The following is an 18406-nucleotide window of genomic DNA, read 5'->3' on the forward strand; positions in this document are numbered from 1 at the left end:
AGTCATAGGTGATCCGCCTCCAGGGCGAACTCCGCGTTGTTCCCACCGCTTGGCACCATCGGGTACACGTCCGCGACGGGATCGACGTGGAAGTCGATCACCGAGGGGCCGTCGTAGGCAAAGGCCTCCTCGATCACGTCGGGGACCTCGTCGTAGCCCATCGCCCGCAGGCCCTGTGCGCCGTAGGCCTCCGCCAGGGTTGCAAAGTCCGGGCCCCAGTCCCAGTCGCTCTCGTAGCGACGCTCGTCGTAGAAGGCGTCCTGCCACTGCCGGATCATCCCGACGTAGCTGTTGTTGAGGATGGCCACGGTGATGTCCAGGTTCTCGCGCACGGCCGGCGCGATGGCCTGGCTGGTCATCAGGAAGGAGCCATCGCCCTCGAAGGCGATGACCTGGGTGTCCGGGGCGGCCAACTTCGCGCCGACCGCTGCCGGCGCACCGTAGCCCATCGTGCCCAGGCCGTTCGAGGAGACCCAGGTCCGGGGCTCGGTGTAGGTCCAGTACTGGGCGGCCCACATCTGGTGCTGGCCGACGCCGGTGGTGACGATCGCGTCGTCCGCGGCGGCCTCGTTCATCGCCTCGACGACGAACTGGGGTTTGACGGCCTCGTCCTGTGGGGTTTCATAGCCCATCGGGTAGGTCGCCTTCCACTCCATGGTCCGATCGCGCCAGGCTTCCGCGTCTGGTTCGCCGGGCATGGCCCCGTGGAGCTGTTCGATCACGGCTCCCGCGTCGCCGATCAGCGGGTAGTCCGCGTGGATGTTCTTCGAGATCTCCGCGGGGTCGATGTCGACGTGGATGACCTCGGCCTCCGGGGCGAAGGTCTCGATGCCGCCGGTCAGCCGGTCGTCGAAGCGGGTTCCGATCCCCAGCAGCACGTCACAGTGGCTTAGGGCCATGTTTGCATAGCCCGTGCCGTGCATGCCGCCCATCTCCAGCGCGAGGGCGTTGTCCTCGGGGAACGAGCCCAGGCCGGGCATGGTCGTGACCACGGGGATGCCGTACTCGATCGCGAACTCCCGCAGTTGCTCGCTGGCCTCGCTTTTGATCACGCCGCCGCCCGAGAGGATCAGCGGCCGGTCGGCCGCGGCGAGGGCTTCGGCGGCCGCCTCGACGCTGTGGGGGTCGGCCTCGTCGGGTGGCACCTGATAGGCTTCCGGGACTGTTGGTTCCGAGGGCTCGACGTCGGTCTCGCTCGTGGTGACGTTCTTCGGCAGGTCGACCAGGGTCGGCCCCTGTCGCCCCTCCGCCGCCAGCGCGAGGGCCGTTCCGACGTCGTCACCGACCGTGTCCGGGCTGGTGGCGAAGATGTTGGCCTTCGTGATGGGCGAGGTGATGCCCATGGTGTTGGTCTCCTGGAAGGCGTCGTTCCCGACCATGTCCTGGGGGACCTGGCCGGTCAGGGAGACGATCGGATCCGAGTCCAGGTTGGCGTCCGCGATGCCGGTCACCAGGTTCGTCGCGCCGGGCCCGGAGGTCGTGATCGTGACCCCCGGTTTTCCGGAGACGATCCCGTAGGCGTCGGCCGCATGCGAGGCCCCCTGTTCGTGGGCCATCGAGACGTGGTGGATATCCGAGTCCGCCAGGGCGTCGTACACTGGCATGATGGCTCCGCCCTGGACGCCGAAGGTGATCTCCACCTCGGCCTTCTCCAGGGCCGTGACGACCGATTGGGCCCCCTTGGTTTTGTTTGCTGTCTGCTCGTCGCTTGCTTCCTCCGACAGCTCGTCTGTGTCTGCCGAAGCTTCTGATTCGTTCGTCGGTTGGGATTTACTCATGGTCCGTGTGCGTGTCCGGTGGGTTCCGTGTCGATACCGATCGCCGCCAGGTGGCGGGAACTGTCTCCGCGATGGGCTACAGTCGGGTCAGGAAAGTAGTGTACTGGGGGCCCTAGGCCCCTACGATCGCGATGCTGGCCGGACACGCGAGACGGGGCATGCGTGTGTGGGCCATCTTGTCCCGAGTGTGGGCGACGGCTCGATATAGGGTTTGCGGTCCCCATCACGCATGCACCTCCGTGGACTCGGCACGGTCCACCCCGACCTTGGCGGCGATCCGGTGGAGGTCCTCGACGGTGATCGTGTGTTTCTCCGCGGCCCGATTTTTCACCCGCTCGGTCACCTCCCGGACCTCTTCATCGGTGGGGGCATAGCCCGCCTCCTCCAGGTGGTCCCGGACCGCGTGGCTTCCGGTGTGTTTCCCCAGGACGATCGCACGCTGGGCGCCGACCATCTCGGGGGTCATGATCCCGGGTTCGAAGGTGTCGGCGTTCTCGATCACGCCCGCGGCGTGGATGCCGCTCTCGTGGGAGAAGGCGTTCTCCCCGACGATTGGCTTGTTGGGCGGGATCGGAACGCCGGATTTCTCCTCGATGATGGCCGCGATTTCGGAGATCCGGGTCGTGTCGATCCCGGTGTCCGCACCGTAGATCGACTCGGCGGCCATCACGACCTCCTCGTAGGCGGCGTTGCCGGCCCGCTCGCCGATGCCGTTGATCGAGACCTGGGCCTGGTCGGCCCCGGCCTCGATGCCCGCAATGGCATTGGCCGTCGCCATTCCGAAGTCGTCGTGGGTGTGGACGTCGATTCGCGCGTCGGTGTGCTCGCCCACGAAGCCGATCAGGTCGGCGAATCGGGAGGGACTGGCGACCCCGGTCGTGTCCGGGATGTTCACCCAGTCCACATCGACCTCGTCGATGGCCGAAAGCACGTCGGCGAGGTAGTCTCGATCCGTGCGGGTGGCGTCCATCGGCGAGAACATCACCTCGGCGTCGCTCTGTTTTGCCTGCTCGATGGCGGCGACCGAGCGCTCCTTGACCTCCTCGCGGTTGGAGTGCATGGAGTCCTCGATCTGGACGTCGCTGGTGCTCGCGAAGACGTGAATCATGTCGACTTCGGCCTCGATGGCCGCCTCGACGTCGGATTCGACCACGCGAGCCAGGCCAGCGACGGTCGTCTCCGTCGACCGGGCGATGTCACGGACCGCCTCGAGTTCGGCGTCGCTGTTCGCCGGGAACCCCGCCTCGATGACGTGGGTCCCCATCTGGTCGAGTATCTGGGCTATCTCTCGCTTGTCAGCCTCGGAAAAGGATGTGCGCGGGGTCTGTTCGCCGTCACGTAGTGTCGTATCGAAGATCCGGACCGATTCGAACTCGCTACGTGTAGCTAACGTGCCCTGGAAGAACTCGATCGCCCGAGCTTGCGCCGAGCGACTCCTCAGTCTGGGTCATCGTACGATGGGAAAGTCCCCTCCCGCAGTTAAGTCTTCCCTTCGACGGGGAACGTGTTACCACGGCACGTCCCCCGTGTCCGGGATCAGTACGGCTTTGACACCAGCCGCCCATTCCTGGAATATGTCCGCGGAGCGTCCACCGTGGTATCTCGCCCCGCTACCCCGGTTCATCGAGGATCTGGCCCTGCGACTGGCGGTTCCCATCGCCCTGATCAACATCCTCGGCACTGCCTTTGGCTTCTGGTACTACCGGATTCAGTTCGCGGCGACCCCGATCGTGGCCTGGCCGCTCGTACCCGACAGCCCCGTTGCCACGCTGTTCGTCGCGCTCTCACTGCTGGCCTACCGCGTTGATTTCGACGCCGACTGGCTCCACGCGCTGGCCTTTTTCGGCGCGCTCAAGCTCGGGCTCTGGACGCCCTTCGTCCAGCTCGTGCTCAACGGTCCGGCCGGAGTCGCACCCTGGCTGTACGTCTTCCTCGTTACGAGCCACCTCGCGATGGCCGTCGAGGCCTTTGTCATCCACCGATACGCCACGTTCTCGATCCCGGCGGTGGCCGTGGCCGCGTTCTGGTACGGGCTCAACGACCTCGTGGACTACTTCGTCCCGTTCGCGGGCCGGCTCCATCACACCTGGCTCCGGGCCGAACAGGTCGCCGGCGGCTTCAGTCACGACCTCCCGGCCCACGATCTGGCCGCCGGCGCGGCCGTGGTCCTCACGCTCCTCGCGACCTTCCTGGCGCTTTCGACCCGGATCGACGAACTCCGGCGTGGGACCGAGCCATAGAAACAATTTTGAGTGGGCGTGGGACCAACTATCGATATGCCCGCCGCTTTGCCCGCGCTCTCACGGTTGCATCGTGCCGGTCGGCCACACTCTTTGTCGCCGGGCCCCACCTGATCGACAATGACCCAGGTAGCCGAACCGAGCGTCTGGTTGTTCGATGGCCAGGAGCCAGGCCAGGATCTGCCCGCGGCGGAGGCGGCTCAGGTCGAGTCGATGGCTCTCGCATACGACGAGCCGATACTGGCATCGCTGCCCGACACGGCCGTCGAGGCCGTCACCGAACTGTTTCGCGGCTTCTACGCCCACACGCCCTACCGGCAGATCGCCGCGATCGATCGCGAGGACGAGTACACGGTCGCCGTTCACGCCGAGCGCCGGGCGAGCAACCGCGACGACTGGGAACCACACGTGCACGCGACCCACGTCGCGGAGATGCAGACGACCCTTTCCGACTACTTCGGCCCGCTGTGGCGAGCCAGTCGGGAAGCGAATGACACCGGAACTGGGACGGTCCACATCCACCGGGTCGTGGGCCGGAAATTCCACTACCGGGAGGCCGATCAGTGATGGCAACACCAGATCAGCAGTCCAGCGAGCAGACGGACGGCACGATCAACGGAATTCGAGTGGACGTCGACCCAGACCGACTGCTCGCCGGCGCGCCGACGGGCGAACAGGTCAACGGGCTCAGAAAACTCGAGCCGGGTCATCCGGCGATCCCGGAGACTGCGGTTCCCTATTTCCCGGCCGAACTCCCGGACGTACCCCGAGACACCGAGGAGACCTTCTACCGGGCGCTCTCGCTCGACAAACCGGTCATTCTGGAAGGGGAGGCCGGCACGGGAAAGAACCACTTGATCCGCACGGTGGCCGCCACGGTGAATCATCCGGTCTATCGCCAGGAGTTCGGGGCGGAGACCTCGGTCTTCGACGTGGTGGGCGAGAAGGACCTCGACGGCCAGGGTGGCACCTACTACATCCTCGGCGAGGCAGCGAAGGCAGCGATCTTCGGCGGCCTCTATGTCGCCGACGAACTCAACATGGCGACCGGGTCGGTCACTGCCGCGCTACACCCGCTGTTCGAGGATCGGGGCAAGCGCGAACTGCACCTGCGTGGGGTCGGGCGCACGCTCCGGGACCTCCCACGGGGGGAAACCTGGAACCCGGACGAACATCTGGGGCGCTACATCCATCCCGACTTCCACGCCACGGCGACGATCAATCCCCTGCACTACGCTGATACCGCCGAACTCAACGACGCCCTGCGCTCGCGGTGTGTCGTCATCGAACACCCGTATCTGGCCGCAAGCGAGGACGATCAGGCGGGAATCGAGACCGAAGTCGAGTTGCTCGAAGCCGAGACCGGTGCGACAAACACCGAGCAACTCCGGGATCTCGTCCGCTTTGCGGCGGTCCTCCGGGAGGCCCGCCGGGAGGCAAACGCCATCGCGACCCCGATCGGCCACCGGGAACTCCGGGACACCGTCGAGATGGCTGGCCCGGACGAGGAGTTCATGGGCTTTGCGGCGGCCGCCCGGGTGAAGTTCGTCGGGCAGGCCGCGATGAAATCGGACAAGCAGTTCATCCGGGACGCGATCGCCGACGAACTCTGATTCGAGATGCCCGTCACCCTCGATCCCGATCTGGACCGAGATGCGCTGGTGAGCGCCCTCGGCCAGGCCGTCGACCGGCAGGCAGTCCGGACGGGGGAGTCGCGTCGACGGCGACTCCAGCGGAACCTCCGGCGACTCTCCCGGGCCTGGGAGACGACCGTCCGAATCGACGAGTCGATCCGGACGACGGAACTGGAATCCACGGCGACCTCCGCATACGAGGTCGCGATCACCGGGCGACGGGTCCACCAGCCGGTGACCGACTACGACCCGCGGGCCTGGGACTGGCTCGTCCAGCGGGCCCTCGCGGTGCACGAGGCCGGGCACATCCGGTACACCGACTACGCCGACTGGGAGGCCCGGCTGGCGGAACTGGACACCGGCGAGGCGGGCGTCGCCCACACCCTGCACAACGTCCTCGAAGACGCGGCGATCGAGACCCAGATCGTCCGGCGCTGGCCCAACTACGACGAACCGCTCCGGGCGCTGCGCGCGAACCTCCTCGAGGATGCCTCCGTCGGTATCCCGGACCCCGAACGCGGTGGCTTCGTGTATCCCCTCGCACATGCCGTCCACGCCTCGATTCTCGACCGCTGGCTCGCGGCGGACTACGGGCTGGACCTCGAAGTAATCGGGTCCCTGCTCGATCCGAGCGATCCCGCTCATCACTTCACCACCGAGGCGGACAGACGGCGCTTCGAAACTGAACTGTGGCCCCGACTCCCGGGAATCGTCGAGACCGTCCGCTCGACGCCGGAGGCGACCGATCGGAACGCGGCGATCTTCGAATTCGTCCAGACGGTCCTCGCGGTTCTTGCCGACGCCGATGCCGACGGCCGGACCCAGCAGAACGGTCGTGCGGGCGAGGGGGCGGCCGGTGAGGGGATGCCGGACGATTCCCGGAACAACGACTCCGGGGAGAGCATCGCTCCAGCCGACGCGCTGGACGCCGCGGACGCTGCGGATTTCGACCCGGACGAACGGGGTCCGGGCGACTCGGCGCCCGACTCGGCGGCGAGCGTCGAGGTGGACCCCGAGATACAGGCCGAGGCCGCCGAGGCGGCGGCGGACGACGCCCGAGAGGAGGCCGACGTGACGGAAGCCGCCCTCGAGGAGTACGACGAACTCGAAGCGGCACTCGCTGGGGACGGCAACAGGGCCGGGGACGGACTGCGCTCCCTGGATCTCGTGGTTCCAACAGAATCCTGGACTGCCGACCCGACGGTGCTGGACCGCGTTCGCTCCGACTATCGCCCACTGGCCCGACTCTTCCGGAATCGGCTGCAGCACGAGCGCCGGACGAAGATTCGACGGGGCACCCGCCGGGGACGGCTGGACTCGAAGCGTCTCTACCGGACCGCTATCGAATCGAATCCGGGGAATCTCAAGCGACGTCGCGAGGAACCCGACCGGAAGGACTACTACATGGCGTTCGTGCTCGACCGATCCGCCTCGATGGGCCGGAAGATCCGGCAGGCCGAACTCGCACTGGGACTGTTGCTCTACGCGCTCGAAGACGTGGGGGTCGAGACGGCGGTCTTCGAACTGTACGATTCCACCGTTCGGATCGGAAAGCCCTTCGGGGTCTCCTCGGACTCGAACCGCGATCGCCTCTTTCACGGCCGAACTGGTGGCGGAACGCCGTTGACGACCGTTCTTCATGTCGTCCGGCGGCGGCTGAACCGCGAATCGGCCCGCGAGACCAGGCGGGTCATGTTCGTCCTGACAGACGACAAACCGGCCAACCCGGGATCGTTTTCCGAGACCATCGCGGCGACGACCTTCCCAGTGGTGGGCGTGAACCTCGCCGACGCTCCGGCCACCGGGACCTACACGCGCTCGGTCACTGCGTCCCCGGGCAGCGATCTGCAGGAGAAACTCAGACAGCTAGCGACCGAAATCCTCGTGTAGCACTTTTCGGCCGATTTTTGCTCCGGGTGCCCGATGCCCACTGGAACGCTTCTGCTCGCCCACCCGAATTTGGCAATCGATCAACGAGTGCACCCACCGATATTTAGAAGGACACAGGCTGGGAAATCGAACCATCCGGAGATGGACTCATCCACAAACGACAGCCCCGATGGGCCTCACGTCGAGGAGCGGGCGCAGTCAGATGACACGATAGCCGCCTTTCAGTCGGTGTACGACGTGACGATGGACACGGAGCTCTCCTTCTCGGAGAAGATCGATCGGTTGCTCACCATCGGCGTCGAGACCTTGGGGCTCCCATACGGGTTCCTCTCTCAGATCGACGTCGCGGACCTCGACGCGGAAACGGGCACCCAGACGATCGAGCAGGCGGTCGGCGACCACGAGTTACTCCAGCCGGGGTCGGAGGCCCCACTCTCGCAAGCGTACTGTCGAAAAACGATTCAATCCGAGGACGTCCTGACCATACAGAACGCACTCGAGGCCGGGTGGGGCGATGACCCGGCCTACGAAACCTTCGAACTGGAGAGTTACATCGGCGGCCGAGTCGAGGTCGATGACGAACTCTACGGTACGTTCTGTTTCGCGTCCGACGATCCAAAGGCGAGTTCTTTCACTCGGGACGAGCGGACCCTCGTTCAGGTGCTCTCGAAGTGGGCGGGATACGAACTCACACAGGAACGCACCCGCCGAGAACTCGAGTCCCAGCGGGACGACCGCAAGCAGGCCCAGGAACAGCTTCGCCGAATCATCGACCTCGTCCCGGACCTGATCTTCGCGAAGAACCGGGAGGGAGAGTATCTGCTGGCAAACGAGGCGACTGCCGCGGCGTATGGACAGGACCCCGAGGCGGTCGAAGGACGGACGGAGCCCGAGCTGATTCCGGAAGCGAGCCAGTCCGATTCCTTCAGGGAGGACGACCTCGCGGTCATCGAGTCGGGCGAGCCGAAGTTCATCCCCGAGGAGAAACTGACCACGGCCGACGGCGAGACACGTATCCTCCAGACGCGGAAGATCCCCTACACCGTGCCCGGGAGTGGTGAGGACGCGGTTCTCGGCTATGCCCGGGACGTCACCGAGCTCAAGGAGTACGAGGCCCAGCTCGAAACCCAGCGGGACAATCTGGAGCTCATCAACAAGGTCGTCCGTCACGACATCAGAAACGACCTCCAGCTCGTACTGGCCTACGCGGAGACCGTCCAGCCATACGTCGAACCCGAGGGCGAGAGCTACATCGAACAGGTACTCGAAGCGGCCCGGGAGGCCGTCGAGATCACCGAAGTCGCCAGGGACGTGACCGACGTCATGTTGCAATCCACGGTCGACCTCCATCCCAAGAACATCCGGGCCGTTCTCACAGAGGTCATCAACGCGGCTCAGTCGAGCAACGAGAACGCCGTGGTGACAGTCGATGGCCCGCTCCCGGATGTCGAGGTTCTCGCCGACGACATGCTCGGCTCGGTGTTCCGGAACCTGCTGAAAAACGCGATCAATCACAACGACAAGACCGTTCCAGCGGTCACGGTCGCGGCCGAACGGGACGAAAACACGGTCGTCGTGCGGGTCGCCGATAACGGGCCGGGCGTTCGGGCCGAACACAAACGAGCGATTTTCCAGGAGGGCATCGGATTCGACAGTGAAGGGACCGGCCTCGGTCTCTACCTGGTTCAGACGCTGGTCGACCGGTACGACGGCACGGTGTCCGTCGAGGACAACGAGCCGACTGGGGCGGTGTTCGTCGTCGAAATCCCAGTCTCGGAGTGAGGATCAGTTCGGCCCCGTGTCAGCCTGGCTGCTGGCCGGAAGCTCGACTATCACGACGTTGCCCTGGGGATCTCGCTCCCGGTGGGCTATGGCTCCCCCGCTGTGATCGACGATGAGTTTGACCAGCCACAGTCCGAGGCCGCTGCCGTGCCGCAGCGCCCCGAGTTCGTCCGCGCCCGAGATGACATCCTGGTCCATCTCGGGGATTGCTGGATTCTCGTCGACGATTCGAACACGAACTCGCCGGGCCTCCGTCTGGACTGTCACGCGGGGGTTCGGCTCGGCACGCTCCGCGTGGACCACACTGTTCGTGAGGAGCTCTTCGATGGCGTCGCCGACCGATCGGCTTGCCCACACGTGGACCGCCCCGGGGCAGGTGAGTGACACCGACGCGTGCGGGAATTCCGACTCGATCCGCCCGACGATCTGGTCCAACAGCGCTTCGAGTTCGATCCGCTCTCTCGGCTGGGTCTCGGAGAGGAAATCCGTGATCTTGCGCTGCTTGTGGGCGATATCTAGCAGTCGCTGGCTATTGGACGCGATCTTCGCGGCGTAGCTGGCGGACACACCGCTTGCCTCTTCGCGGATCATCTCCGCATACCCCTGGACCACGTTCATATTGTTGTTGACGTTGTGCCGGAGCACTCGATCGAGCACCCGAAGCTGTCGCTGGTGGGCCTGGAGGTCGGTGACGTCCCGGCAGATCGCGACGGTGCCGTCAAGATGCCCCCGCTCGTCGTAATAGGGGTATCGGGTCGTCGAGAAGGTTCGCTCCTGGCCGTCGGGGAAGTTTGGCGTGACCTGATAGGAGACCGGCGCTTCGGTTTCGAGGACCCGGTCTTTCATCGCGGCGATCGTCTCTGCCGTGGCCTCGTCCATGAACGGGGTCTCGTCGGCCCCGAGCAACGCCGATCGTGATTTCCCCGCAACGGCCGTGACGGCTTCGTTGAGCACCTGGAACGTCCCATCACGGTCCTGAACCATGACCGGGTCGTCGATCCGTTCGACGATCTCGGCGAAGGATTGTCGTTCCGCCTCGAGGATCTGGGTGTGAACGAAGTAGCCGAAATCGTCCCCGATGGTCTCGAGTAAGTCGATCTCAGCCGGCGTCGGCGTGACCGACGGCGGGAAGTGAACTGTCAGCACGCCATATCGCTGTGCCTCGTGGCCGATCGCGATTCCGACGCCGGCGTGTGACCGCTCGTCAGTCTCGTGGTGGTCGAAGGGCGACGCCGTCACGTCTTCGATCCGGTAGGCGCCGGACTCGAAGACCTGCTCGATGTATGTCTCGGTGTGGAACGCCCGGATCGTGGCGGCTGTTTCGTCCGCGTTGCGGACACAGACGGTCTCGAATTCCGGCGGCGCAAAGAGGTGGACGTAGGTACACTCGAACAGCGAACTCGATCCCACGATGCCGGCGATCTCGGGACCCATCGCCGCGACGTCGTCGGTCTCGACGAGGGCGTGGTTGACCGCGGAGATGAGCCGCCGGATCTCGGTCTCACGCTCCAGTTCCCGGATCCGCCGCTTTCGCCCGACGTTGAAGTACCCATATACGAACCCGGTTCCGCCGCCGAAAAGTGCCGGCACCACGTACCCGACCAGGTTGCCGGTTGGCGCGCCGATGAGCCACTTCTGGACGACCGAGAGCCCGACGAGCACCAGCAGGCCGAAACCAGTCGTGAGCCCGACGTATCGGCGATGTGCCGGGGCCGAAAACGTCCCGATAGCCCCGGCTTCGCCCGCGGTCGACCGTGACCGATCCTCGGTGTGTCCCTCCATGTCCATCCTTTGGCGGTCCCCGAACCGGCACGGCCACATGGCACCCTCCCCAATTGACCTTTGGGCTTCCCGTCACTCGATTCTCGGCGGCCCTACTTATCAATGATGTGCCGATTCTCACGCTGTTGCTCCCTCGGTGGCGTGTGAACGGACCCACAGTTCGCCGATCCGGGAGAGCCTGATCCGGTAGGACTTGCCCTCGGTCTCCCGTTCGATGTAGCCCACGCCACCCGGCCCCAGCCGATCCACGTTGTAGATGACCTTCGAGCGGAAACTGTCGGTGTACTCCTCGCCGAGGTCCGCAGCCAGGGTCTCGGCGAACTCGCTGATGGACTCGAACTCCCCGTGTTCACCCAGGGTGTGGAGGATGAGCTCTTCGAAGGGCTTGACATTCGAGAACGGGGCGACCGGGAGTTCCTGGACGTGGCTGCCGTCGATCTCCGCCGTCCCGACGGTGGCGCCCCGCTCGTCGAACTCGGCGAGCAGCGAGGTCGCGGCGGCCAGCCGGTCGCGGATCCGTTCCGGGTCGACAGTCACGGTCCCGTCCTCGTCCATGTCGGCCGCAAGTGTTTCGAGCAACTCGATTCCCGCCCGGAGCTGTTCGGCGAGTTCGGTCTCCAGGTACTTCTCGGGGGCCGTGTAGTAGGTGTGGATGCGATCCCGGTCGGTCTCGCGCTCGACCATCACCGAGTGGGCCGCAGTCGCGAAGGCGAAACTCACCGGGCGTGGCATCGAGGAGACGTTCACCCAGACCTCGCGACCGGCCGCCAGTTCGGCGGTGATGCACGCGAAAGCCTGCTCGAAGGCCGCGTCGTAATCGTACACGTCCGTGACGGTCATCCGCTCGGTTCGGGCCCCCAGTAGATTCTGGAAATCAGCCTCCAGTTTGCGGGCCAGCCGTTTGGAGTACTCGACGTTGCCCTCGCTGCCGACCGCGCCCTGGAGCAGGATCACCCGATCTACGGTGAACTGGTCCCGGATCAGGGGGGCGATCAGTCGGTCGTACTCGAACCCGACGGGAACGATGTGTGTCTGTGGGACGGACTCGGATTCACTCACGGCCTGGCACCTCCGGAACGGCGCTTGCGGTCGGCGACCGAGCCGAGTGCTGTCACCGCCACCCCGAAGAGCATCGCGTAGAGGGAGAGCCCCCAGCCGAAATAGCTGGTGGCGAAAAGCGGGAGGCCGGCGACGGTCGTCGCGGGGAGGAAGTTGAAGGCCACGTAGACGAGCTGTGGGGCCAGGATGCCGGCGATCAGTCCGCGTCGGGTCGTCCCGCGCCAGTAGAGGGCCAGCAGCACCGGGCCGGCGAGCTGGGCAAATCCCCCGAAGGCCAGGTCACCGATCTCGATCAAAAGCGAACCGACGCTCGCAGCCCCGATTCCCCCGCCCTCGGCCCAGACGCTCGCGAGCAGGGCGGCGACGGCAAAGCCCACCACGCCGAGTCGGCCCAGCCGGTCCTCACGGCGCTCGGAGAGCGCCCGGTCCACGAAGGGTCGATAGAGGTCCCGGGTGAAATAGGAGGATCCGGAGAGGAGCATCGAGTCCGAGGAGGACATCATCGCCGCGATGGCCCCCGCGATGACCAGGGCGGCGAACCACGTCGGGGTGTAGGCCGCGAGGAGCTGGGGGAGGACACTCTCGCCGGCGGCCACGTCGGCCTCGATGCCCAGCCCGGCGGCCCAGGTGCCAAGTAGGAAGGCCGGGACGAAGAGCAAGAGGACGAGCACGGGCCAGAGCGTGAACGAGCGCTTGAGCACCGTCTCGGAGGCCGCGGCGAAAAAGCGCTGGTTGATCTGGGGGAACATGGTGACCCCGAAGGCGATCGAGATCGCGAAGCTGAGCATGAACTGCGGGGTGTAAGCCCCACCACCCAGCGCGAAGAAGTCGGGCGCGTTCGCCTGGATGCCGGCGTTGATCGTGGCGATGCCGCCATCGACAGCGAGGAGGACCCAGGCCAGGGCGAGCCAGACCATCGCGAGCATGAACACGCCCTGGAGGGTGTCCGTCCAGGCGATCCCGCGCATCCCCGCCAGCGCGACGTAGGCAATCATGAACGCGGTGATGAGCGTCGCTCCGGCCCAGAACGGGACGGCACCCTGTGTGAGCCCGGTGATGGCCGCCCCCGCGCCGATCTGCTGGAGCATCACGTAGGGGAACAGCCAGAAAAGCGAGACGACCGCGACCAGGCCGCGGAGGGCCCGGGACCCAAAGCGGTCTCCCAGCAGTTCCCCCAGTGTCATGTAGCCTTCACGCTGGCCGAGCAGCCACTGCCGGTAGCCGATCACGTACCAGAGGATCGCGAAGATGATCCCGTCCATCAGTCCCATGACGAGGATCCACTCCGGGCCCAGCGAGTAGGCGTTGTCCGGCCCGCCGAAGAACGTGAACGCCGAGAGCAGCGTGGCAAAGACCGTAAAGAGCAGGACGACGGTGCCGAAGGACCGACTCGCGAGGTAGAAGTCCTCGGCCGTCCGCTCGGTCACCCGGTAGGCGATCAGGCCCACGCCAAGCGCGACGAGGAGGTACCCCACGATGATGCCGAGTTGCAGTGCCACGCTCATCGCGTACCCCCGTGGCTGTCAGTTCGCTCGTCGATCCAGAGTCCCCATCCTCGCCGGGTAAAGTGTCGGAACACGAGTGCAGCCAGTAGCAGCCAGGCGATGTGATACCACAGCCAGACTGGGAGACCGAAGGCCATGGCCGCCGAATCCCAGAGAAACCAGGGGATCGCGAGGGCGGCGAGCAGGAAGAAGCCGATCGCCCAGCCGATCGAGCGCGGGTCCATCGTTAGCGTCGACCTCGTTCTGAACGGGTTAATAAATTACTATTGGTGTCCAACCGGCCGTATCGAACAAATTTTTTCTTCAACCGACGGGATCGACCGCGAACCGACGACAGCTTTTAAAGCCGCCCAGCCGTTCATCCACCCGACAGAAACGATGGAGGACACGGCGAAATATCTCATCCACGCGGGCTTTGTCGCCGACGGCGTCATCGAGCGCAGCGACGTCGTCGGGGCCGTCTTCGGCCAGACCGAGGGCCTGCTCGGGGACGAACTCGAACTCCGTGACCTCCAGGAATCCTCGAAGCTTGGACGGATCGACGTCGAGGTACGGAGCGAGGGCGGGACGTCCCGGGGAACCATCACGATCGCGAGCAGCCTCGATCGGGTCGAAACCGCGACCCTCGCGGCCGCCCTGGAGGCGATCGACCGGATCGGCCCGAGCCAGGCCACCGTCGAAATCGACCGGATCGAGGACGTCCGGGCGGCAAAGCGCCGCGAGGTCGTCGAGCGGGCGAAGGAACTGCTCGCCACGGCCTTCGACGAACAGGTGATGGACAGCCGGGCGATCCTGGAGGAGGTCCGTGAGAGCATCCGGGTCGGGGACATCATCGAGTACGAGGGACTGCCGGCCGGCCCGAACGTCGCGGAGAGCGACGCCGTCATCGTCGTCGAGGGGCGGGCGGACGTTCGCACGCTGCTCCGCTATGGCATCAAAAACGCGATCGCTGTGGAGGGGACCGACGTCCCGGAGGCGGTCGCGGCACTCACCCGGGAGAAGACCGCTACGGCCTTCCTCGACGGCGACCGGGGCGGCGATCTCATTCGGGAGGAACTCATGCAGGTCGGGGAGCTCGATTACGTGGCGCTCTCGCCGCCGGGCCGGTCCGTCGAGGACCTCTCGCGACACGAGGTTCACACCGCCCTCCAGGAGAAAGTCCCCGTCGAGGCCCTGGAACGCGAGCGATCGACCGAGTCGGATTCGGCCACGGCTTCACAACCCGGATCCTCGGCGACCGACGGCGGTGGCGGCACCGTCGCGGTCACTACCGAGACGGTGAGCCCCCAGCCCGCCGAGTCGGCCGACTCGGAACCCGACTCTGAAACCACGACGGGCGACACGGCGGCCACCCTGGCCGCACAGATCGAGGCTGTCAGCGGGAGTGAGTCCGCCCGCGTGCTCGACGCGGAGTTCCGACTCCTCGAGAGCGGCGACCTGGATGCAGCCCGCTCGCTCGTCCGGGCGGCCGGCGACGACGCGCGAACGGTCCTCGTCGACGGCTCGGTCGCCCAGCCCCTGCTCGATGTCGCGGCGAAACACGGTGTGACCGCGATTTATGGGACCGGCGAGGGCGATATCGTCAAGCAACCCGCCTCGGTGCGGATCCGCTCGCTCGACGCCAGCTAGAAGAGAGCGAGGATCGCGCCCGCACAGCCACCGGCACTCGTGGCGATGAAGTTCACGGCCTGATTCCCGACGTGTTCGCCCTCGATCGTGGCCCCGGCGAGGCTGTCGACTGTCATACCCACGAGTCCAGCGAGCACCACGAGCACGACGCCGATCCCCGAGATCGGGAGGACCAACCACGCGAGCAGGCCGATGATCGTCGCGCCGCCAGCCCCCGCAAGTTCACCCTGCCAGGTCACCGCGCCGTCGGTGCCCGGTTCGACCCGCGAGAGGGTGGTGACCAGGCGCGGCCGGTCGTACAGGCCACCGATTTCACTGGAGAGAGTGTCAGCCAGCGCGGTCGCCACGCTCCCCGCGAAGGCATAGACGAAGACGATTCCCGGAACGGGAAGCTGGGCGTGGGCCGCATAGAGCAGCAGGGCAAAGAGCGCTGCCAGGGAGTTCCCGAGGACGTTACCGGTCCCGCGAGCGCCCTCGTTCGGCTCCGCGACCCCTCGACTCACTTTCTCGTCGTAGCGGAACTTCGTGGAGAGCCCGCCGATCCCGAAGAAGGCGATCAGCAGGACGAACCAGCCGTACCCACCCAGCACGACCGCCAAAAGCGAGAGGAACACGCCGGTGAGCATCCCGGGAATCGAGGCGGTTTCGAGCGCGATCGAGAGCGAGCCGAACAGAAAGGACACGCCCAGGCCCACGAGCACCGCGGTCCAGGTAATGTCCCCGGCCAGCGCGGCGAGCAGCCAGAGCAGCACGGTCAGAAACCCGAGCACCAGGGGATCGTTCCGGGCGACGAGCACCGAGCGGAGGAGCGCCCCGAGGAACGCGGCGCTCGCGGCGAGAAAGAGGATCGTCGGTCCGTGGCCGACCGCACCCGAAAACGCGTTCAAGAGGAGTTGGCCACCGATGCCGGCGGCCCCGCCGACGAACACGAACCCCGCCGTCGCGAGGATCGGGACTGGCCGGACCGCTTCAAAAATGCGTCGGCCCAGATCACCGAACCCGAGGGTCACCATCGCCGTGACGTAGACGGGTTTCGGGAGCTCGACGGCCACGATCAGGGCCGCCAGTGCCGCCCCGGTGAGCGCAAACGAGATGAGGGTCCGCAGGCGACCGTCTTTTTCGTCGACGGCCGTCGAGAGCGCCTCGAAGACCGGTCCTGTGGTCACCAGGGCCCCGGCGGTCGCGACCGCGAGAAAGGCTGTTATCGTCCCCCACACCGAAGGCGCCACGGCCAGGGAAACCGTGGACAGCGCCGCGAACGTCGCCGTTCGGGAGAGTGGACGGTTCACACGTCCTCGGGTTTTCGACGGCGCTCACTTAAGTATCTCGAACCGTCGCCGGGTCGATCCCGGCCCGTTTAGTAACGCCCGGTCGAACTGGGCCTGTGGCGCTTTACGACCGGTATCTGGGCCTTCGCGTTCGACTCGCGGCCGGCGAGCCACCGGCCCACGTCGCGCTGGTCATCACCGAGCGTGACCTCCTCGAACAGGGGGCCTACGGCAGCCTGGAGCGGTTCGTGGAACTCGCCTTCGACGTCGGGGCCGAGCGAGTGACGGTGTACGTGAGCGTGCTCGACGAGGCCGTCCTGGACACCGTCGAGCGGTCGGTCGAAGCTCTCGAGTTCCCACGCGAGGTCGCGGTCCGTGACCCGCGAACTCCCGAACCCGGCTCGGCCCCGATTCAGATCAACCTCGGGCTGGGGGGCAAAGAGGAGTTCGCCACCGCCGTGCGATCGATCGCCGAGGCCGTCGATCGCGGGGATCTGGACCCGGATTCGATCGAGGCGGCGGACATCGAGGACCGACTGGTCTTCGCGGACGAACCCGACCTGGTCATCAAGACCGGGGAGGAGCGACTCTCGGATTTCATGATCTGGCAGTCGGTGTACTCCGAGTTGTACTTCACCGACGTCAACTGGCGGGACTTCCGTGACCGGGAGTTCTTCCGGGCCGTCCTGGAGTACAAACAGCGCACTCGTCGGTTCGGACAGTGAATTAGAACAGGTCCTCCAATTCGTCGTTCTGGAAGGCGTTTTTCCGATCAGTTTCCTCCTCGACCGCCTGACTGGCTGCGGTGGCCCGTTCCAGGAACGATTGGAGCCGCGGCGACCCGGCGATACCCGAGAGGATGACGACTACGGCGATGCGGTCGCCCCGGATCGGTAGATCGCCGCCCCGGACGACCATAGTGCCCGTCTCGGACTCGATCCACTTCCGGGCCCGCTCGATTCCCTTTCGCGAGAGTCGGTCCGGATCGCCGGCCACGAGCACCAGCGCGGCCTCCCCGCGTGTGGTTTCCGGGACGCTCATGCCGGTCAGCAGGGCTCGCCGGGCCGTGCTCGTGATGACGTTCACGTTCTCGCCGGGATCGGGTGCGGCGTCCGCGGCGGCATAGCCCACGGCTGCCATGTCGCCCGGCCGGAGCGTGTTGATCACCTCGCTCGCGTCGACGACCGACTCGCCGACTCCCTCGACCCCTTCGCCGGCGGCAAAGAGGAAATCGAGCCGTCGGGCGATCTTCTCGTTGATGGCCCGGAAGGACGCTGCGACACTCTCATCGGCCTGTCGCCAGGCGTCGTTCTCGACCAGGAGCAACGAGTCGGCCTCCCGCGCGAAGGTCTTGAGCGACTGGCCGGCGTTTTGCTGGTAGAGCGCACCCTCGTCCCGGCCCGGAAGGATCCCGAGCCCGTAGATCGGCTGGTCGTAGATGCGTTTGAGCTCCTGGGCGAGAACCGGGCCGGCCCCGCTGCCGGTGCCACCGCCCAGTCCGGCGACGAGCACCACCGCGTCGGTTTCCGCGGTGATGATCCCGTCGAGTCCGGCCAGGACTTCGCCCCGATCGTCGGTCATGATCTCCGCGCCGAGTTCGTTGTCGGCCCCCACGCCATGACCGGCCACGCGGTCCTGGCCGATCAACATGGTGTCCACGTCGAGGCCGGTGAGGTCCGTCCGTGCGGTGTTGACCGCCAGGACGCCCCCGACAGCCCCGTATCCGGCTTGCCGATCGGCGTCCCGGATCGCCTCGGCGATCCGTCCCCCTGCCTGTCCGAGCCCGACCAGGGCGGCTTTCATGCCACTCTCATTGTGGGGCTGACATATTAATATTGG

The 18406-nt window shown here is 66.1% G+C and carries 15 protein-coding genes; 7 read left to right on the top strand and 8 right to left on the bottom strand.

Annotated elements, in window-relative coordinates:
- Positions 1 to 2: 2 nt before the first annotated feature.
- Together ilvB and HSR6_RS01835 are read right to left on the bottom strand one after the other, a co-directional pair.
- Positions 3 to 1778, bottom strand: a complete 1776-nt coding sequence (ilvB, locus tag HSR6_RS01830; RefSeq protein ID WP_071932639.1) for a biosynthetic-type acetolactate synthase large subunit — start codon at positions 1776 to 1778, stop codon at positions 3 to 5.
- 223 nt (positions 1779 to 2001) lie between these two features.
- Positions 2002 to 3219, bottom strand: coding sequence for a LeuA family protein (locus tag HSR6_RS01835; RefSeq protein ID WP_071932640.1), 1218 nt, complete (start codon positions 3217 to 3219; stop codon positions 2002 to 2004).
- A 133-nt stretch (positions 3220 to 3352) separates the two neighbouring features.
- Between HSR6_RS01835 and HSR6_RS01840 the strand changes: the two genes are divergently transcribed.
- The 5 genes from HSR6_RS01840 to HSR6_RS01860 all read left to right on the top strand — a co-directional run bounded on the left by HSR6_RS01840 (position 3353) and on the right by HSR6_RS01860 (position 9324).
- The gene (locus HSR6_RS01840; protein ID WP_071932641.1) at positions 3353 to 4018 is read left to right on the top strand and encodes a DUF1405 domain-containing protein; all 666 of its coding nucleotides are present in this window, start codon (positions 3353 to 3355) and stop codon (positions 4016 to 4018) included.
- A gap of 120 nt (positions 4019 to 4138) precedes the next feature.
- Complete coding sequence (locus tag HSR6_RS01845) at positions 4139 to 4585, top strand: hypothetical protein (RefSeq protein ID WP_071932642.1); 447 nt, start codon at positions 4139 to 4141, stop codon at positions 4583 to 4585.
- Entirely contained in the window at positions 4585 to 5631 is a 1047-nt protein-coding gene (locus HSR6_RS01850; RefSeq protein WP_070364348.1) for an AAA family ATPase, read from the top strand. Before HSR6_RS01845 ends, HSR6_RS01850 begins: the two co-directional genes overlap by 1 nt.
- A 6-nt stretch (positions 5632 to 5637) precedes the next feature.
- On the top strand, positions 5638 to 7542 hold the full coding sequence (locus HSR6_RS01855; RefSeq protein WP_071932643.1) for a vWA domain-containing protein: 1905 nt from the start codon (positions 5638 to 5640) through the stop codon (positions 7540 to 7542).
- 141 nt (positions 7543 to 7683) lie between these two features.
- The gene (locus HSR6_RS01860; protein WP_071932644.1) at positions 7684 to 9324 is read left to right on the top strand and encodes an ATP-binding protein; all 1641 of its coding nucleotides are present in this window, start codon (positions 7684 to 7686) and stop codon (positions 9322 to 9324) included.
- A 3-nt stretch (positions 9325 to 9327) separates the two neighbouring features.
- Here HSR6_RS01860 and HSR6_RS01865 read toward each other — a convergent pair whose 3' ends face one another.
- The 4 genes from HSR6_RS01865 to HSR6_RS01880 form a co-directional block, all read right to left on the bottom strand.
- Positions 9328 to 11112 (bottom strand): PAS domain-containing protein, encoded by a 1785-nt coding sequence (locus tag HSR6_RS01865; RefSeq protein WP_070364351.1) that lies wholly within the window; start codon positions 11110 to 11112, stop codon positions 9328 to 9330.
- Positions 11113 to 11223: 111 nt separating this feature from the next.
- Positions 11224 to 12165 carry an HFX_2341 family transcriptional regulator gene (locus tag HSR6_RS01870; protein ID WP_070364352.1) on the bottom strand — a complete coding sequence of 314 codons (942 nt, stop codon included), beginning with the start codon at positions 12163 to 12165 and terminating at the stop codon, positions 11224 to 11226.
- Positions 12162 to 13670: a sodium:solute symporter family protein gene (locus HSR6_RS01875; protein ID WP_071932645.1), complete on the bottom strand. Its 1509-nt coding sequence runs from the start codon at positions 13668 to 13670 to the stop codon at positions 12162 to 12164. Before HSR6_RS01875 ends, HSR6_RS01870 begins: the two co-directional genes overlap by 4 nt.
- Positions 13667 to 13894 carry a DUF3311 domain-containing protein gene (locus tag HSR6_RS01880; protein ID WP_070364354.1) on the bottom strand — a complete coding sequence of 76 codons (228 nt, stop codon included), beginning with the start codon at positions 13892 to 13894 and terminating at the stop codon, positions 13667 to 13669. Before HSR6_RS01880 ends, HSR6_RS01875 begins: the two co-directional genes overlap by 4 nt.
- A gap of 154 nt (positions 13895 to 14048) precedes the next feature.
- Here HSR6_RS01880 and dnaG point away from each other — a divergent pair, with 154 nt between their 5' ends.
- Positions 14049 to 15299 carry a DNA primase DnaG gene (gene dnaG, locus HSR6_RS01885; protein ID WP_071932646.1) on the top strand — a complete coding sequence of 417 codons (1251 nt, stop codon included), beginning with the start codon at positions 14049 to 14051 and terminating at the stop codon, positions 15297 to 15299.
- Here dnaG and HSR6_RS01890 read toward each other — a convergent pair.
- On the bottom strand, positions 15296 to 16588 hold the full coding sequence (locus HSR6_RS01890) for a DUF92 domain-containing protein (protein WP_071932647.1): 1293 nt from the start codon (positions 16586 to 16588) through the stop codon (positions 15296 to 15298). The two genes, dnaG and HSR6_RS01890, sit on opposite strands and share 4 nt — an antisense overlap.
- 95 nt (positions 16589 to 16683) lie before the next feature.
- Here HSR6_RS01890 and HSR6_RS01895 point away from each other — a divergent pair, with 95 nt between their 5' ends.
- Positions 16684 to 17292 carry an undecaprenyl diphosphate synthase family protein gene (locus HSR6_RS01895; RefSeq protein WP_070364357.1) on the top strand — a complete coding sequence of 203 codons (609 nt, stop codon included), beginning with the start codon at positions 16684 to 16686 and terminating at the stop codon, positions 17290 to 17292.
- A gap of 1 nt (position 17293) precedes the next feature.
- Here the strand turns inward: HSR6_RS01895 and HSR6_RS01900 are convergent, their stop codons facing one another.
- Entirely contained in the window at positions 17294 to 18370 is a 1077-nt protein-coding gene (locus tag HSR6_RS01900) for a tubulin/FtsZ family protein (protein WP_071932648.1), read from the bottom strand.
- Positions 18371 to 18406 lie beyond the last annotated feature (36 nt).

The organism is Halodesulfurarchaeum formicicum (assembly GCF_001886955.1).
GTDB classification, from domain to species: Archaea; Halobacteriota; Halobacteria; order Halobacteriales; family Halobacteriaceae; genus Halodesulfurarchaeum; species Halodesulfurarchaeum formicicum.

Coding starts and splice junctions, on each gene's coding strand:
- HSR6_RS01860 (WP_071932644.1), top strand. CDS start 7,684: ATGGACTCATCCACAAACGACAGCCCCGATGGGCCTCACGTCGAGGAG.
- HSR6_RS01855 (WP_071932643.1), top strand. CDS start 5,638: ATGCCCGTCACCCTCGATCCCGATCTGGACCGAGATGCGCTGGTGAGC.
- HSR6_RS01880 (WP_070364354.1), bottom strand. CDS start 13,894: ATGGACCCGCGCTCGATCGGCTGGGCGATCGGCTTCTTCCTGCTCGCC.
- dnaG (WP_071932646.1), top strand. CDS start 14,049: ATGGAGGACACGGCGAAATATCTCATCCACGCGGGCTTTGTCGCCGAC.
- HSR6_RS01850 (WP_070364348.1), top strand. CDS start 4,585: ATGGCAACACCAGATCAGCAGTCCAGCGAGCAGACGGACGGCACGATC.
- ilvB (WP_071932639.1), bottom strand. CDS start 1,778: ATGAGTAAATCCCAACCGACGAACGAATCAGAAGCTTCGGCAGACACA.
- HSR6_RS01845 (WP_071932642.1), top strand. CDS start 4,139: ATGACCCAGGTAGCCGAACCGAGCGTCTGGTTGTTCGATGGCCAGGAG.
- HSR6_RS01875 (WP_071932645.1), bottom strand. CDS start 13,670: ATGAGCGTGGCACTGCAACTCGGCATCATCGTGGGGTACCTCCTCGTC.
- HSR6_RS01865 (WP_070364351.1), bottom strand. CDS start 11,112: ATGGACATGGAGGGACACACCGAGGATCGGTCACGGTCGACCGCGGGC.
- HSR6_RS01900 (WP_071932648.1), bottom strand. CDS start 18,370: ATGAAAGCCGCCCTGGTCGGGCTCGGACAGGCAGGGGGACGGATCGCC.
- HSR6_RS01840 (WP_071932641.1), top strand. CDS start 3,353: ATGTCCGCGGAGCGTCCACCGTGGTATCTCGCCCCGCTACCCCGGTTC.